This window comes from Pseudomonas sp. RIT-PI-r (genome assembly GCF_001297015.1).
Classification (GTDB): Bacteria; Pseudomonadota; Gammaproteobacteria; order Pseudomonadales; family Pseudomonadaceae; genus Aquipseudomonas.
Map to the genome: position 1 here is coordinate 247,639 of NZ_LIGE01000013.1, position 15,849 is coordinate 263,487.

The 15,849-nt window shown below is 59.7% G+C and carries 14 protein-coding genes; 3 read left to right on the forward strand and 11 right to left on the reverse strand.

What is annotated here, in order from left to right; genetic code table 11:
• Positions 1–82 precede the first annotated feature (82 nt).
• A complete protein-coding gene (locus tag AK821_RS03850) occupies positions 83–1,861 on the forward strand; it encodes an acyl-CoA dehydrogenase C-terminal domain-containing protein (protein ID WP_064388204.1) in 1,779 nt (592 codons plus the stop codon).
• Positions 1,862–2,088: 227 nt separating this feature from the next.
• Here the strand turns inward: AK821_RS03850 and AK821_RS03855 are convergent, their stop codons facing one another.
• Positions 2,089–3,003, reverse strand: a complete 915-nt coding sequence (locus tag AK821_RS03855) for a LysR family transcriptional regulator (RefSeq protein ID WP_064388206.1) — start codon at positions 3,001–3,003, stop codon at positions 2,089–2,091.
• A 169-nt stretch (positions 3,004–3,172) separates the two neighbouring features.
• Here AK821_RS03855 and AK821_RS03860 point away from each other — a divergent pair, with 169 nt between their 5' ends.
• Together AK821_RS03860 and AK821_RS29280 are read left to right on the forward strand one after the other, a co-directional pair.
• Positions 3,173–4,456, forward strand: coding sequence for an aspartate aminotransferase family protein (locus tag AK821_RS03860; RefSeq protein ID WP_064388208.1), 1,284 nt, complete (start codon positions 3,173–3,175; stop codon positions 4,454–4,456).
• A 193-nt stretch (positions 4,457–4,649) separates the two neighbouring features.
• Complete coding sequence (locus tag AK821_RS29280; RefSeq protein ID WP_003228885.1) at positions 4,650–4,808, forward strand: YqaE/Pmp3 family membrane protein; 159 nt, start codon at positions 4,650–4,652, stop codon at positions 4,806–4,808.
• Between the two features lie 111 nt (positions 4,809–4,919).
• Here AK821_RS29280 and AK821_RS03865 read toward each other — a convergent pair whose 3' ends face one another.
• The 10 genes from AK821_RS03865 to AK821_RS03905 all read right to left on the reverse strand — a co-directional run bounded on the left by AK821_RS03865 (position 4,920) and on the right by AK821_RS03905 (position 15,839).
• On the reverse strand, positions 4,920–6,731 hold the full coding sequence (locus tag AK821_RS03865) for a S9 family peptidase (RefSeq protein ID WP_064388210.1): 1,812 nt from the start codon (positions 6,729–6,731) through the stop codon (positions 4,920–4,922).
• Complete coding sequence (pqqE, locus tag AK821_RS03870) at positions 6,697–7,857, reverse strand: pyrroloquinoline quinone biosynthesis protein PqqE (protein ID WP_064388212.1); 1,161 nt, start codon at positions 7,855–7,857, stop codon at positions 6,697–6,699. Before pqqE ends, AK821_RS03865 begins: the two co-directional genes overlap by 35 nt.
• Positions 7,829–8,104: a pyrroloquinoline quinone biosynthesis peptide chaperone PqqD gene (pqqD, locus tag AK821_RS03875; protein ID WP_064388215.1), complete on the reverse strand. Its 276-nt coding sequence runs from the start codon at positions 8,102–8,104 to the stop codon at positions 7,829–7,831. The genes pqqE and pqqD overlap by 29 nt, the downstream gene beginning before the upstream one ends.
• Positions 8,101–8,853, reverse strand: a complete 753-nt coding sequence (gene pqqC, locus AK821_RS03880) for a pyrroloquinoline-quinone synthase PqqC (RefSeq protein WP_064388217.1) — start codon at positions 8,851–8,853, stop codon at positions 8,101–8,103. The genes pqqD and pqqC overlap by 4 nt, the downstream gene beginning before the upstream one ends.
• Before the next feature lie 134 nt (positions 8,854–8,987).
• Positions 8,988–9,899: a pyrroloquinoline quinone biosynthesis protein PqqB gene (pqqB, locus tag AK821_RS03885; RefSeq protein ID WP_064388219.1), complete on the reverse strand. Its 912-nt coding sequence runs from the start codon at positions 9,897–9,899 to the stop codon at positions 8,988–8,990.
• A gap of 81 nt (positions 9,900–9,980) precedes the next feature.
• Entirely contained in the window at positions 9,981–10,055 is a 75-nt protein-coding gene (pqqA, locus tag AK821_RS29285; RefSeq protein WP_003422658.1) for a pyrroloquinoline quinone precursor peptide PqqA, read from the reverse strand.
• 168 nt (positions 10,056–10,223) lie between these two features.
• Positions 10,224–12,626: a pyrroloquinoline quinone biosynthesis protein PqqF gene (gene pqqF / locus AK821_RS03890; protein ID WP_064388221.1), complete on the reverse strand. Its 2,403-nt coding sequence runs from the start codon at positions 12,624–12,626 to the stop codon at positions 10,224–10,226.
• Between the two features lie 38 nt (positions 12,627–12,664).
• Positions 12,665–13,459 (reverse strand): carbon-nitrogen hydrolase family protein, encoded by a 795-nt coding sequence (locus AK821_RS03895; protein ID WP_064388222.1) that lies wholly within the window; start codon positions 13,457–13,459, stop codon positions 12,665–12,667.
• 12 nt (positions 13,460–13,471) lie between these two features.
• Positions 13,472–15,154 (reverse strand): flavin monoamine oxidase family protein, encoded by a 1,683-nt coding sequence (locus AK821_RS03900; protein ID WP_064388224.1) that lies wholly within the window; start codon positions 15,152–15,154, stop codon positions 13,472–13,474.
• A 223-nt stretch (positions 15,155–15,377) separates the two neighbouring features.
• Positions 15,378–15,839, reverse strand: coding sequence for an Lrp/AsnC family transcriptional regulator (locus AK821_RS03905; RefSeq protein ID WP_064388226.1), 462 nt, complete (start codon positions 15,837–15,839; stop codon positions 15,378–15,380).
• Positions 15,840–15,849: the final 10 nt, after the last annotated feature.

The following is a 15,849-nucleotide window of genomic DNA, read 5'->3' on the forward strand; positions in this document are numbered from 1 at the left end:
TCGCAAAAGTTGTTGAGGTACACTCCGGCTCAACGAAAACACCATTCCACGAATCACCTGTTTAGATCTTGCGAGGTTTGCCATGGCTGACTACAAAGCGCCGCTGCGCGATATGCGCTTCGTCCTCAATGAAGTGTTCGAAGTCGCCAAACTCTGGGCCGAACTGCCGGCGCTGGCCGAGACCGTCGACGCCGAAACCGTTGAAGCCATTCTCGAAGAGGCCGGCAAGGTCACCAGCAAAAGCATCGCGCCTCTGAGCCGTGCGGCTGACGAAGAAGGTTGTCACTGGTCGGACGGTGCCGTCACCACCCCGGCCGGTTTCCCACAGGCTTATCAGACTTATGCTGAAGGCGGTTGGGTTGGCGTCGGTGGCGATCCGCAATACGGCGGCATGGGCATGCCCAAAGCCGTGTCGGCGCAGGTCGAAGAAATGGTCAACTCTGCCAGCCTGTCCTTCGGTCTGTACCCGATGCTGACCGCTGGCGCCTGCCTGTCGATCAACGCCCACGCCAGCGAAGAGCTGAAAGCCGCCTACTTGCCGAACATGTACGCCGGCGTCTGGGCCGGTTCGATGTGCCTGACCGAGCCGCACGCCGGCACCGACCTGGGGATTATTCGCACCAAGGCCGAGCCTCAGGCCGACGGTTCCTACAAGGTCAGCGGCACCAAGATCTTCATCACCGGTGGCGAACACGACCTTACCGAAAACATCATTCACCTGGTGCTGGCCAAACTGCCAGATGCCCCGGCGGGCCCGAAAGGCATTTCGCTGTTCCTGGTGCCGAAGTTCATGGTCAATGCCGACGGCAGCCTGGGCGCACGCAACCCGGCGAACTGCGGTTCGATCGAACATAAAATGGGCATCCAGGCGTCCGCGACCTGCGTGATGAACTTCGACGAAGCTTTCGGTTATCTGGTCGGCGAGCCAAACAAAGGCCTGGCCGCGATGTTCACCATGATGAACTACGAGCGTCTGGGCGTTGGTATCCAAGGCCTGGCGACTGGTGAGCGTTCGTACCAGAACGCCGTTGAATACGCCCGCGACCGTCTGCAAAGCCGTTCGCCAACCGGCGCGCAGAACAAAGACAAAGTCGCTGACCCGATCATCGTCCACCCGGACGTGCGTCGCATGCTGCTGACCATGAAAGCCTCGAACGAGGGTGGCCGTGCGTTCTCCACCTACGTGGCGATGCAACTCGACACCGCCAAGTTCAGTGAAGACGCTACAACGCGTAAGCGAGCCGAGGATCTGGTCGCTCTGCTGACGCCAGTGGCCAAGGCTTTCCTTACCGATCTGGGTCTGGAAACCACCGTGCACGGCCAGCAGATTTTCGGCGGCCACGGTTACATCCGCGAGTGGGGGCAGGAGCAACTGGTGCGTGACGTGCGCATCACCCAGATCTACGAAGGCACCAACGGCATTCAGGCGCTGGACCTGGTTGGTCGCAAGATCGTCGGCAGCGGCGGCGCGTTCTACAAATTGTTTGCTGACGAGATCCGTCATTTCACCGCAACGGCCAGTGCCGATCTGGGCGAATTCACCAGACCGTTGAACGACGCTGTCGACACCCTCGACGAACTGACGTCGTGGTTGCTGGATCGGGCGAAAAACAATCCGAACGAAATCGGCGCGGCTTCGGTCGAATATTTGCAAGCGTTCGGTTACACGGCGTACGCCTACATGTGGGCACTGATGGCCAAGGCTTCGCTGGGCAAAGAAACGCAGGACGATTTCTACGCCAGCAAGCTTGGCACTGCGCGCTTCTACTTCGCCCGTCTGCTGCCGCGCATCCACTCGTTGAGCGCCTCAGTGAAGGCCGGTAGCGAGTCGTTGTTCCTGTTGGATGCAGCGCAATTCTGATGCGATAGCGTCATGTAAGCATTCTCTTACATGACGTGCTGCTGTTCTCCCATATGCGTAGATTGGATCCACGGCTAATCTACATTTCATGGACGTCGCGCAGGAAGCGCAAAGCAACAACACGGACACGTAGGATTCTGCCAGGGTGGCGGAGTGAAATGGATGTCAGGGAAACAGTCTGCAAAGCCCCGCTTCGGCGGGGTTTTCTTTTGCCCGCAGAAAAGTGATCAGCCCAGAGGTTCCTGCTCAGGCCTCACTTCGCGCTGCATCACTTCCTCCAGCAATGTCTGCAACAGCGCCAAAGGTGCTTGCTGGCGCTGTACATCACGACAGACCAAACCAACCTTCAGTGGCACCCGTGGTTCGCTCAGCGGTTTCCACAACAGGTCCTGATCGTCGTATTCCTTCTGCGAACGCCCTGGCAGCACCGTCGCCAGTTTGGTGTGCGGCAGACTGTCGAGAATCCCCACCATATTATTCAGCTCGGCCTGCACCTGCGGACGTCGCCCGAGGGCAGTGAGTTGTGCCTGCCAGATCTGGCGGATCTGAAACTCTTCGCCCAATAGCAACATCGGCAATTCAGCGGCCTGGCGCATCGAGACTTTCTTGAATTCGCGCAGCGGATGATCCGCCGGGATCACCAGTGTCAGTTCGTCTTCGTAGAGCATCACGCCGTGCAAGCCCGGTTGGCGCGGCGGGAGATAACTGATGCCGATATCCAGGGAGCCGTTGAGCAGACGTCGTTCGATCTCAAGCCCGGTCAATTCGTAAATCTGCACCACCAGATGCGGCTGCGCCTTGCGCACCCGCTCAAGCATTTGCGGCACCAGACTGGTGTGAACCGTTTGCAGTACGCCGATCGCCAGCGTGCGCAAGGCCTGTCCCTTGAAGTTGCCCAGCGCCTCGCGTGCCCGTTGCAAACCATCGAGTAGCGGCAGTGCGTGGTTGTACAACGTATGCGCGGCGAGGGTGGGCAGCAGGCGTTTGCTGCTGCGCTCGAACAGGGTGACGTCAAGATTCTGTTCGAGCTGGCGAATCTGCTGCGACAGCGCCGGTTGCGAGATCGACAGGCGTTCAGCGGCACGGCCGACATGGCCTTCTTCGTAGACCGCGACGAAATAACGCAGTTGTTTGAAATCCATAAGTAATGCTTATCGAAAATGCTGGGAAATCGAAATGGCCCGAAAGCGTCAGTAAGCCTAGTCTAACCGCATTCACAAGGCTTACAGGGCCAGAAAGCGCGATGAATAGCGTTCGCTTTGATAGTATTTACATAGGCAGTTCAAAACACCTCAAACGAGGTGTTTTTCAATGAATCTGTTCAGTTTGCGGCGCCAGATGCCGAGTCTTGATGACCTTGCTTTCGAGGCCAATCCTTCTGACCACAGCGAAAATCTCAGCGCCGAGCGCCTGATGCCCAGCGTCGAACGACCGCAACAGGTGTTCGTCCGGGGGCAGGGATCGTGGTTGTGGGACAGTAATGACCGCGCTTATCTCGACTTTTCCCAGGCCGGTGGCGCCAATAGCCTTGGCCACAGCCCCTCGGCGTTGGTCAAAGCCATCAGCAGTCAGGCGCAAGCACTGATCAACCCCGGTTTCAATCTGCATAATCGCGGCATGCTCAACCTCGCCGAGCGTCTGTGCGCCGCCACTTCCAGCGATCAGGCGTACTTGCTCAACAGCGGCAGCGAAGCCTGTGAAGCGGCAATCAAACTGGCGCGCAAATGGGGCCAACTGCATCGCGGCGGCGCCTCGCGGATTATTGTCGCGAAGCAGGGGTGTCATGGCCGTAGTCTGGCGACGATTTCTGCCTCGGACAGTTGCAACCTGCACAACCGTTTCGCGCCGCTGTTGCCAGGTTTCGATCTGGTGCCATTCAACGACTTGCCGGCGCTGCATGCGGCGGTCGATGCGCAAACCGTGGCAATCATGCTTGAACCGATCCAGAGTGATGCCGGGGTTGTGCCGGCCACCGAACATTACCTCAAAGGTGTTGAGCGCCTGTGCCGTGAGCTGGGCATTCTGCTGATCCTCGACGAAGTGCAAACGGGCATCGGCCGCTGCGGATCCTTGCTCGCCGAACAATCCTACGGCGTGCGCGCCGATATCGTCGTGCTCGGCAAAGGGCTGGGCGGCGGCGTGCCGTTGGCGGCGCTGTTGGCGCGGGGCAAGGCCTGCTGTTTCGAGCCGGGCGAACTCGGTGGTACGCATCACGGCAACGCACTGATGACAGCCGCCGGTCTGGTGGTGCTCGACAGCGTGCACGACCGCAGCTTTCTCCAGCAGGTCAACGACAACGGTCAGCACCTGCGCGAGGGTCTGGCTCGATTGGCGCACCGCTACGACCACGGCGAACTGCGCGGCCAAGGCCTGTTCTACGGACTGACCCTGTCAGACGATTCCGCCGAAGCCGTGGTCCACGCCGCCCTCCACGAAGGCCTGCTGCTCAACGCCCCGCAAGCCAACTGCCTGCGCTTCACCCCGGCACTCACGGTCAGCAAAGCCAACATCGACGAAATGCTCCTGCGCCTGGGCCGCGCGTTCTCGCGAGTGCGCACCGCACAACTGCAATGCCGCAAAGGGATTGCCGTCTGAGCTGAAGTTTCCTACCTGATTTCCAGAACCGTCTCGCGGTATAACGCACGCCCCACGCCTGATTCTTTTGGCGTGGGGCGTTTTTTTTGAGGTGGTGGCGATCAAATGGCAGTTGCACTGAACCCTGACGAACGGCGCAGGTCGATTAGCTTGTATGGCTCAAGTGAGCCAACCCCCATACAGGAGCTGCCCCATGGATTTCATTCGCATCATCATCGCTATTCTGTTGCCACCACTGGGTGTGTTTCTGCAGGTCGGGTTTGGCGGGGCGTTCTGGTTGAACATTCTGCTGACGTTGTGCGGGTATATTCCGGGGATCGTGCATGCGGTGTACATCATCGCCAAGCGCTGAGTCAGCGGCATAAACCTGTAGGAGCTGCGGCACGCTGCGATCTTTTGATTTTAATTCGAGGATCAGGATCAAAAGATCGCAGCGTGCCGCAGCTCCTACAGGGAGAGGGTTTCAGTCTGTAAATCCCATCACCCGCCGATAGAACTTCCACTCCTGCTCCAGCGCATGCGCCTGATTGGCCGCACGGCGGAAGCCGTGGCGTTCGTCGGGGTAGTAATGGGCTTCGACCGGGATGCCGTTCTGCTCCAGGGCCGTGACCATGTCGCGGGTCTGTTGCGGGACCACCACAGCGTCCAGTTCACCCTGAAAGAAAATCACCGGCACGCGGATGTTGCTCGCGTGCAGTAACGGCGTGCGGGCAGCGTAGCGTTCGGCGTCCTGTTCGGGATCGCCGATCAGCCAGTCCAGATAATCCCCCTCGAACTTGTGCGTCGCCCGAGCCAACGCTACCGGGTCACTGACACCGTAAAGGCTGGCGCCGGCGCGGAAGACCTGCTTGAACGCCAGCGCACACAACGTTGTGTAACCGCCCGCGCTGCCGCCCCGAATGAACGCGCGATCACCGTCGATCAAACCCTGCTCGGCCAGATAACTCACCACCGCGCAAGCATCCTCGACATCCACCTCACCCCAGCTCAGGTACAAGGCCTGGCGATATTCCCGGCCATATCCACTGCTGCCGCGATAGTTGAGATCAGCAACGGCGAAGCCACGTTGCGTCCAGTACTGAATGCGCGGATCAAGCATCGGGTAGCAGGCCGATGTCGGGCCACCGTGGATGAACACCACCAGCGGCGGTTTTGCCTCGCCGCTCATGGCTGGATAAAAGAACCCGTGAGCTTGGCCTGAACCACTTGGGTAGCGCAGTGTTTGCGGACGACTGATGCGTTCAGCAGGCAAGGGCGCCACGCCACCCACCAGCACGTTCACTTCTCGCGTGGTTCGATCAATGGCGATGACCGCCGAAGGACTGATCGGTGAGGCGGCGATGCAGTAGATAAGTCGCTCATCCACAGCGAGATGACGGAAGCGGCTGTAGTCACCCGTGAAATCTTCGTCACCGAGCGTCAGGCGGCCAAAACCACCTTCGCTCCAGCTCGCCAAATACGAATTATCAACAGGCAGCCAAGTGCAGCCGCCCAGTTGCCACGGTGCTGGCGCGTGATCGGCTTGTGCAGCAGGCAATGGGTCCAAACCGTCGGGAGGCTCAGCCCACGGCTGCCAGAATCCACCACGATCGGTCAGGCAATACAGGCGATTTTCGGCATCGAATCGCGGTTGTTGGATGGACTCTTCAAACTCGGCGCCGGCAACGCATCGCGGCGAACCAAATGCCCCGTCAGTCAATCGCTCAGCCACCATCAACCGAGTCGACGTCCATGGCTGATGCGGGCGACTCCACTCGATCCATGCTAAACGCTGGCCATCCACACTCAGGATTGGCGCCGCATAAAAATCCGCGCCTTCAGCCAATGAATGCCGCGTCCCGTCAGCCAGATCAATCGCCACCAGCCGATGCTGATCTTGCTGTTCTTCGACCGCCAGCACTTGGCCGAACGCAAAATGCAGATCGCCAAACCGACACTCGCCCGACGTCAGCGCCTCAGGTGCTCCATCCAGCGTCTGCCGATACAGCTGCTGATCCGCCTCCGCGACGAAAACCACCCCATCCGGCGTCAGACAAAACGCGCCACCGCCATATTCGTACACGCGACTGCGGACACTGAAGCCGTTCGGCGTCAGACATTTCGCCACGCCGTCGCGCCAGTGCCAGATCCGGCACGCAGCATCTTCCGGGCGATATTCATTCCAGAACAGGCCATTGGCGCCGAGCTGCAACTCGGCGAAGTCCATGCCGGCAGCGACGGCTTGCGAAGCGCTGAAAGGCTCAGCCCTTGGCGATGAGGCGCGAGTTTCGTTCATTGCGAAAGGCCAGTTGTTCGATGGTTTGGGTGGCGGTCTCGGCTTCTTCGCGGGCCTTGAGGATCACGCCGTGATGTTCGGATTTGCTGCACACAGGGTCAGCGTTGCTCGCATCACCGGTGAGCATGAATGCCTGGCAGCGGCAGCCGCCGAAGTCTTTTTCTTTCTCGTCGCAGGAGCGGCACGGCTCCGGCATCCAGTCGTAACCGCGAAAGCGATTGAAGCCAAACGAGTCGTACCAGATGTGCTGCATGCTGTGATCGCGCACATTGGGAAATTGTACCGGCATCTGTCGGGCGCCATGGCAGGGCAGGGCGGTGCCGTCCGGAGTGACCGTCAGAAAGATGCTACCCCAGCCGTTCATGCAGGCTTTCGGGCGTTCTTCGTAGTAATCCGGGGTGACGAAAATCAGCTTGCACGGATGCCCTTCGGCTTCCAGCTTCGCCCGATATTCATTGGTGATGCGTTCGGCGCGCACCAATTGCTCTTTGGTCGGCAGCAGGCCGACACGATTGAGCTGCGCCCAACCGTAAAACTGGCAAGTGGCGAGTTCAACAAAGTCGGCCTCAAGCGCAATGCACAGTTCGATGATGCGGTCGATCTTGTCGATGTTGTGCCGATGGGTGACGAAGTTCAGCACCATCGGATAACCGTGGGCCTTCACCGCGCGGGCCATTTCCAGCTTCTGCGCGAAAGCCTTTTTCGAACCGGCGAGCAGGTTGTTCACTTGCTCGTCGCTGGCCTGGAAACTGATCTGGATGTGATCGAGACCAGCCTTCTTGAAGTCGCTGATTTTTTGCTCAGTCAGGCCGATGCCGGAAGTGATCAGGTTGGTGTAAAAACCCAACTGCCGCGCTTCATGAATCAGCTCGGCGAGATCCTGCCGCACCAGCGGTTCACCACCGGAAAAGCCCAGTTGCGCCGCGCCCATCTCCCGCGCTTCGCGAAAGACTTTGATCCACTGCTCGGTGCTCAGCTCTTTGCCCTGCTCGGCGAAATCCAGTGGATTGGAGCAGTACGGGCATTGCAGCGGGCAGCGATACGTCAGCTCGGCGAGCAGCCACAGCGGCAGGCCGATTTCAGGTTTTGCCGGCAGATCAGCCAAGGGTGATCCAGTGCTGCGCACGGGCAACCTCCATGAATTGCTCGATGTCGTCACCGAGCTCGGGCACGCCGGGGAACTGCTCATCGAGTTGGGCGATGATCGCCGCCACATCGCGTTCGCCGTCAATCAAGCCGCCGATCAACGCCGCGGTTTCATTGAGCTTGATCATGCCTTCCGGATAGAGCAGCACGTGACCTTTCTGCGCCGGTTCGTACTGGAAGCGGTAGCCAGGGCGCCAGCTCGGGACTTTGCTGCGGTCGAAACTCATAAGGTGATTCCTTTATGCCAGACCCGTTGTTCGGTCACGCTGTGATACGGCGGGCGGTTCAGTTCGTAGGCCATGCTCATGGCATCGAGCATGCTCCAAAGAATGTCCAGTTTGAACTGGAGAATTTCCAGCATGCGCTCCTGACCTTCGCGAGTCTTGTAGTGCTCCAGCGTGATCGCCAGACCATGCTCGACATCACGCCGCGCCTGACCGAGGCGGGTGCGGAAGTATTCGTAACCGGCCGGATCGATCCACGGGTAATGCTGCGGCCAGCTGTCGAGGCGCGACTGGTGGATCTGCGGCGCGAACAGCTCGGTCAACGAACTGCTGGCGGCTTCCTGCCAACTGGCGCGGCGGGCGAAGTTGACGTAGGCGTCGACGGCAAAGCGTACGCCGGGCAATACCAGTTCCTGGGAACGCAGTTGATCCGGGTCGAGACCGACCGCTTGACCGAGACGCAGCCAGGCTTCGATACCGCCGTCTTCGCCAGGGGCGCCGTCGTGGTCGAGCAGGCGCTGAATCCATTCGCGGCGGATTTCCCGATCCGGGCAATTGGCGAGGATCGCCGCGTCTTTCAGGGGGATGTTCACCTGATAGTAAAAGCGGTTGGCGACCCAGCCCTGAATCTGCTCGCGCGTGGCGCGGCCTTGGTACATCGCCACGTGATACGGATGGTGGATGTGGTAGTAGGCGCCTTTGGCGCGCAGGGCCGCTTCGAATTCGGCGGGGGACATTGGCGTGTCAGTCATGTCTGTTCTCCGGGAACAACCGTTGGATTCTGTGGTGTCTGTCAGGACGTCATCGCTGGCAAGCCAGCTCCCACAGGTTTTGTGTACGCCACAGAACCTTGTGGGAGCTGGCTTGCCAGCGATGGGGCCATCCGCTACAGCACAATACTCATGCCATCGAACGCCACTTCAACATTACGCCGCGCCAACTCCGCACGCTCCGGCGAATCCTCATCGAGAATCGGGTTGGTGTTGTTGATGTGGATAAGCACTTTGCGCTGCTCCGGCAACTGCTCCAGCACTTCCAGCATGCCGCCAGGTCCGTTCTGCGCCAGATGTCCCATCTCGCGACCGGTGCGGGTGCCAACACCACGACGCTGCATCTCATCGTCATCCCACATCGTGCCGTCGACCAACAGGCAATCGCTGCCGGCCATGATTTCCAGCAACGGCGCATCGACCTTGCCCAGACCCGGCGCGTAGAACAGTTTGCCGCCGGTCTTCAGGTCTTCAACGATCAAGCCAATGTTGTCGCCCGGATGCGGATCGAAACGGTGCGGCGAGTACGGTGGCGCGGCGCTGCGCAGCGGCAGCGGAGTGAAACGCAGGTTCGGGCACGCGGCCACGGTGAAACTCTGGTCGAGTTCGATGCGGTTCCAGTCAAGCCCGCCGTTCCAGTGCGTGAGCATCTTGAACAGCGGAAAACCGGTGCTGAGGTCTTCATGAACCATGTCCGTGCACCAGACCTGATGCGGGCAACCTTCGCGCAGGCTGAGCAGACCGGTGGTGTGGTCGATCTGGCTGTCCATCAGGATGATCGCGCTGATGCCGGTGTCACGCAGGGCGCGACCCGGTTGCATCGGGGCGAAGCTTTGCAGCTGCGCGCGGATGTCCGGCGAGGCGTTGCACAGCACCCAGTTCACGCCGTCATCGGAAATCGCGATGGACGATTGGGTACGGGCCTTGGCATTCAGGCTGCCGTCGCGAAAACCTGCGCAGTTGACGCAGTTGCAGTTCCACTGCGGAAAACCGCCGCCAGCGGCCGAACCCAGAATCTGGACGAACATGAACACTCCATCATTTCAACGCGGAAAATAAAACGCCCCGGCGAGCCGAGGCGTTGCACTGCAATTCTACGTAAGCAGAACTCAGCGGCTGGCGAAGTACATGGTGACTTCGAAGCCGATACGCAGGTCGGTGTAAGCTGGTTTTGTCCAGGACATGGGTGTCTCCTTCAGGGGTGGTGGGATAGCGCTGTCCATAGTTATAGTCCACGGCAGTGCATAGATGTTCCAAATAGTTAGGCTGCTATGTTACTCAAAATTTCCGGGTAAATGCCCATGAATCTTTGAGAAAGCTCCTTGCAGCCTCGGTAATGATCAATTTGCCGCTCACCACGGGGTTTCGGGCGCTGGATCGCTGGCGAGGCTGAGCCAGCCGCTCTCTGCGTCGATCAAGCGCTGCGCTGCGTTGAGCAGTGTTTGGCGATTCAGTTGGCCGATGGCGGCTATCAGTTGCTCAAGATAATCCGACGAGTGGCCGGCGAGTCTGGCCTGCCACAACAGTTCAGCGGCGTCTTTGTCCGCCAGGGTGGCAGCATCGAATTGATTGGCGAGGTTTTGCCGGTGCCGGTCGAGACTGGCGTCATCAAGCTGTTCGATCAAGGCGGGAACGCCTTTGAGGAACTGTTGAATGTGTTCGAGCAACTCCGCGGGTTTGGCACTTGGCGATTGCACGCCAAATAAAAGGCCGGTTTGTCCCTGAACCTGGCGAAGGGCACTGAACACCGCGTAACCCAATTGCAATTCGACTCGCAGGCGCTGATAGAACGGCGTCTGGCAAAGCTGCGCGAGCAGGCGCCATGCGGCTTCGTCGGCAATGTCGCCGCTGGCGGTTGGGCAGAACAGCAGCAAGGCATGTTCGCTGGAGGCGGTGTCGATGTGGCGCCACTGTTTTTGCGCGGTGAGCGCCGTCGGCGCGGGCAACTGATTGTCCGGAATGCCGGGAATACGGCTCAGCGCCAGGCCCATGGCAGATTGCGTTTGTTGGTTCAGACCCAGCGCGAGTCCGTCCCAGCGCGAAGTTGTCCACAGCTGTTTGGCATCGTCACCGGTTTTGGCAGATTGCAGAACCCGTTCCGGCAGCACTTCAAGCAATTGGCGAATGGGGATCAGCGGCGTTTTAGGCGCAGTAAGCGGCGAATCCGCCTCAACTTGCGTAAGACATTTCAGCGCGTGCTCAAGGACGCTGGGCATTGGCTCCTGCAGGCCGGTCAGTTTCAATAGCCATTGATTGCCCGTGGCGCTGAAAGACAAGTCAACGCCGGCCTCGCGCGCGTCCTGCTGCGTTTGCCAGAGACTACGCTGCAACCGCGATTGCAGATCTGCGCTGGCGGCGGCCTCCACCTGCCAGCGTAGATAAATCGCGCCTTCATCGCCGCCGTCCGGCAACGCCTGGCTGAACTGCATCGGTGAGCGTTCGCGCCGGCCGCGCGAGCGATCCTGAGCAAACGTGCGCAGGCCACGGTGGGCGCTGGTCTGGCCGCGAATCAGTCCGGCGTTGGCCAACGGTTCGCCGGTTCGCAGAAAAGGATTGGCGGCGGGCAGGTGCCATTGGTTGGCGAAGTTATCCACAGTGCCGATTTCACGGAGGATCTGCGTGAGGGCTGCTACGCCCGCCTCGGACAGGCCATTATCCAGCTGTTCGCTGTCGAGTCGCGCCAGTTGCAGTGCGCCGCTGACTTGCTGATGCCGCTGAAGCAAGGCCGCGTATTCTTTGCGCAATGGTGTCCAATCCTGCTGAGCAAAGAAGCTCAGCCAATCCAGCAGTTGTTCGCGAATGGCGTTTAACGGCTCCGAGGGGGCGGTGAGTTCCAGATGCAACAACGCTTGCCCGGCAAACTGATAAACCGGCGTGGCTTTCAACCCATCCGCCAGTTGTTGTTGCTGCAAATACGCCAGCAGTCCGCCGGGCTTGGCGCTGCTTAGCCAATGGCAGAGAAACGCCAAAGCTTCGACAGATGACTCAGGCAAAGCATCAAGCGCGAATAAAAGATTGCCGCGTCTCTCAGCGACCTGTTGATAACTTTTCACCGCCAGCGGCAGGGGCGCGGCCTGCGCAACTTTATCCCCAACCGGCAACTTGGACGCGAATGACTCAGCCAGCGCTTTGAGTTCTTCAAGACTTTGCGGGCCCGTCAGACTCAAGGTCATTTGCCCGGTCTGATAAAACTGTTGGTGGAAATCTTTCAACGCCTGCTGAAACGCCGGATCTTCCACGCTCAGGCTTTCCCGGTTACCCGCATGAAATCCGCGCAGCGGATGCTCTGCCGGTAAACCTTCGTACAAGGAAAACTGCTGCTGCGCTGCAGGATCCTGCGACCAGGCGACAAATTCCGCCTGCAACACTTCGCGTTCCCGCAACTGATCGTGCAGATTCATACGCGGCTTGGCGAGCATGTCTGACAGACGTTCCAGCCCAGCGCTGAACGAACGTGTTGGCAACTCAAAGAAAAAATCTGTAGTACGTTCGCGGGTGCTGGCATTCACTTGGCCACCGTGACCTTGCACATAGGCCATCAGCCCTTCGCCCGCAGGAAAACGCTCAGTGCCGAGAAACAACAAATGCTCGAGAAAATGCGCCAACCCCGGCCACGCCAATGGCACGTCATGGCTACCTGCAGCTACGCGCAACGCGGCGGCGCTGCGCTTCAGACCGGGCACATGACGCAGGGTCACACGCAAGCCGTTGGCCAGGGTTTCAGTGTGGGGGCGGGGGTGAGTCAGCGCAGGCATGGGCACTTCCAGAACAGTGAAGTGCCAATGCTAGCGGATTAACGCTGGTTGAGCGCGCCGTAAAGCTCGGGGCGGCGATCGCTGAGGTAGCGATTGGCCGCGCGCGAGTCGAGCATCAACTGTCGATCCAGTTCGCCGATGATCAGCGCTTCGTCGAGTCCGGCCTGGGCAATACGGCTGCCGTCCGGCGCGGCGAGGCTGCTTTGCCCGCAATAATGGATCTCGCCTTCGCTGCCGCAATAGTTGGCGTAAGCCACGTAGCACTGGTTTTCGAAGGCACGCGAACGCACCGTGACGTCGGCGACGAAATCGAATGGGATCATGTTCGCCGTCGGCACCAGAATCAGCTCGGCGCCGGCGAGCGCCAGACGTCGGGTGTTTTCCGGGAATTCCAGGTCGTAGCAGATCAGGAAACCCAGCTTCCAGCCGTTGAGCTCGACGATGGGGAAGTCATCATCGCCGGGACTGAACATCGAGCGATCCAGATCACCGAACAGATGCGTTTTGCGGTAGTTGCACAGGCGCTCACCGCTCGAATCGATCAGCTGCACGGCGTTGTAGATCTGCCCGTCGGCAGTGCGCTCCGGATAGCCGTAAACAATCGCCAAACCTGCGGCTTTGGCGATTCGTCCGATCTGCTGCGCCCATTCACCGTTGTAGACCTCGGCCAATGTGCTGACCGCTTCGGCGCCAATGTTGTAGCCGGTCATGAACATCTCCGGCAGCACCAGCAGGTCAGCGCCCTTGGCCTCCATCGCCACTTGATGCAGGCGTTGCAGGTTGGTGGCGGGGTCCAGGGGCAGCGGCGGGCATTGGTAAAGGGCTACACGCATCAGGGATTCCTCTTACTCGGGCAGGGCGATAGGGCCGATGTCTTTGAACACATCACCCGGGCCAGGGTTCGCTTTATGTGTCGAACCACCGAAATGCTTCATGATCCCCCACACCGCGTTGAGCGAGGTCTGCACCGCGCCTTCAACCCATGCCGGCGTCCAGGAAACGTCGTCGCCGGCGATGAAAATCCCGCGCTGCTCGGCCGGCATCTCGTCCTGCATGAAGTGCGCGTACATGCGCTGGTTGTAACGATAGTGGCCGGGCAGGGCGCCCTTGAACGCACCGAGGAAGTAAGGATCGGCTTCCCAGGAAACGGTGATCGGATCACCAATGATCCGCGCGGCGATGTCGACTTTCGGATAGATCTTTTTCAATGCATTCAACGCCAGCTCCACGCGTTTCTCCACCGGATGCGGCAGCATCTTCAGCGCATCGCTCATCCACGAGTACGACAGGCAGATCACCCCCGGTTTGTCGTCGCCGTTGTCGAACAGGTAAGTGCCACGGGTCAGGCGATCAGTGAGGGTCATGCTCATCAAATCGCGGCCGGTTTCCGGATCCTTGTCCTTCCAGAACGGCCGGTCGACCATCACAAAGGTTTTCGACGACTGCATGTAGCGGGTGCGGTCGAGGGCCATCCACATCTTCTGCGAGAACAGGCTTTCGTCGCATTCGATCTGCGTGGTCAGCAGCCAGCTCTGGCAAGTGGTCAGCACAGCGGCGTATTCGCGGGTGTCGCCGTTGTTGTCGGTGACCGCGAAACGGCCATCCGGCGCGTGGGCGATTTTCTTCACGCCGGAACGCGGCGCACCACGGTGCAGGGATTTCAGGCTGGTGCCCTCCGGCCAGTGCACGCAGCGCTCCGGCACATGCCGCCAGATGCCTTGCGGCACTTGCTCAACGCCGCCGACCACCAAGTGTTGGTGATCGTCACAGTTGGTCATCACCACGCGGAAGATTTCCAGCATCGAGTTGGGGAAGTCCGAGTCCCAGCCGCCGGTGCCGAAACCGACCTGACCAAACACTTCGCGGTGATGGAACGACAGTTTGGCAAAGGCTTCCGAGGTGGCGACGAAGTCATAGAACGTGCGGTCGTCCCACAGCGGCACCAAGGTATTCCACAGCTCTTTCAGACGGGGCACATCGCGATCGCGGATGGCTTGCTGGATATCGGCGAACTGCGAACCGGCCTCCAGCGCATCCGCCCAAGCGTCAGCCACTTCCTGGAACAATGCAGGAAGATCCGCCAGTTTCTGTGCGTAATGGGTTTTGCCTTCCAGATCGATCACGGTGCTGCCGGAGGCTGGCGTCAGCGGGTTCGGGAAAGGTTTGGTTTCCAGGCCGAGCTTGTCGACGTAGTGATAGAACGCGGTGGAAGACACTGGGAAACGCATGCCGCCGAGTTCAGCGACGATGCCGTCAGTGCCGTTGAACGCTTGCGAGCGCAAACGACCGCCAAGCTTCGACGCCTCATAAACCACCGGTTTCAGGCCGAGCTTCATCAACTCGTAAGCCGCCACCAGACCGGCAATGCCCGCGCCGACAATCGCCACTTCAGCGCCGTGATTGTGCTCAGGAATGCTGCCGAGACCGGCCGGGTGTTCGATCCAGTCGTCGAACGCGAACGGAAAGTCCGGGCCGAAAATGGTAACTGGTTTCTTACCGTCTGCAGGATGGCGATTGTTCTTGTTCATGGCTGACCTTGCTGGCGACCCGACGCAGGATGCGCGTCTGAGTATAGGAAAAGATGCCAGCCATTCTAGGGAGCGTGGAACACGTTAATAAGACGCAAATTGTCGTCGTTTTGCCAGATTAGCGATCAATATGACGAGTAGCGAATACACACCGACCAAAATGTGGGAGCGAGCCTGCTCGCGAAGAGGCTCTGAAATTCACCCGAGAAGCTCGATCAAAACTTTAAACCGGCTGCCCCCGATCAATCTTGCTACTCAAAATGATCGAAGTGGTGGTCTTCTCCACTCCATCCACGCTGCCAATCTGATCCAGCAGTTGATCCAACTGCTCCGGCGAATCGGTACGCAACCACGCCACATAATCAAACTCGCCACTCACCGCACACAACTGCTGCACTTGGGCCATCGCACTCAACCGGCGCACCACCTCCTTGCCAGAACGCGGCTGCACCTTGATTCCGACGTAGGCCTGCAAGCCGCCATCGACCACCCGCTGACCCAAGCGCACGCCATAACCGGTGATCACCTTGGCTTTTTCCAGACGCGCCAATCGCGACGTCACTGTGGTGCGCGCAATGCCCAATTGGCGGGCAAGCATTGCCACGCTCTCGCGAGCGTTGATTTGCAGGGCGGCGATTAGCTGCCGGTCGATTTCATCAAGCACGGGCGGGCGGGTGTCTGGCAAGGGGGCGGTT

Excerpts from the sequence above, each read along its gene's own strand:
- AK821_RS03850 (WP_064388204.1), top strand. The coding sequence starts at position 83 with ATGGCTGACTACAAAGCGCCGCTGCGCGATATGCGCTTCGTCCTCAAT.
- AK821_RS03855 (WP_064388206.1), bottom strand. The coding sequence starts at position 3,003 with ATGGATTTCAAACAACTGCGTTATTTCGTCGCGGTCTACGAAGAAGGC.
- AK821_RS03860 (WP_064388208.1), top strand. The coding sequence starts at position 3,173 with ATGAATCTGTTCAGTTTGCGGCGCCAGATGCCGAGTCTTGATGACCTT.
- AK821_RS29280 (WP_003228885.1), top strand. The coding sequence starts at position 4,650 with ATGGATTTCATTCGCATCATCATCGCTATTCTGTTGCCACCACTGGGT.
- AK821_RS03865 (WP_064388210.1), bottom strand. The coding sequence starts at position 6,731 with ATGAACGAAACTCGCGCCTCATCGCCAAGGGCTGAGCCTTTCAGCGCT.
- pqqD (WP_064388215.1), bottom strand. The coding sequence starts at position 8,104 with ATGAGTTTCGACCGCAGCAAAGTCCCGAGCTGGCGCCCTGGCTACCGC.
- pqqC (WP_064388217.1), bottom strand. The coding sequence starts at position 8,853 with ATGACTGACACGCCAATGTCCCCCGCCGAATTCGAAGCGGCCCTGCGC.
- pqqB (WP_064388219.1), bottom strand. The coding sequence starts at position 9,899 with ATGTTCGTCCAGATTCTGGGTTCGGCCGCTGGCGGCGGTTTTCCGCAG.
- pqqF (WP_064388221.1), bottom strand. The coding sequence starts at position 12,626 with ATGCCTGCGCTGACTCACCCCCGCCCCCACACTGAAACCCTGGCCAAC.
- AK821_RS03895 (WP_064388222.1), bottom strand. The coding sequence starts at position 13,459 with ATGCGTGTAGCCCTTTACCAATGCCCGCCGCTGCCCCTGGACCCCGCC.
- AK821_RS03900 (WP_064388224.1), bottom strand. The coding sequence starts at position 15,154 with ATGAACAAGAACAATCGCCATCCTGCAGACGGTAAGAAACCAGTTACC.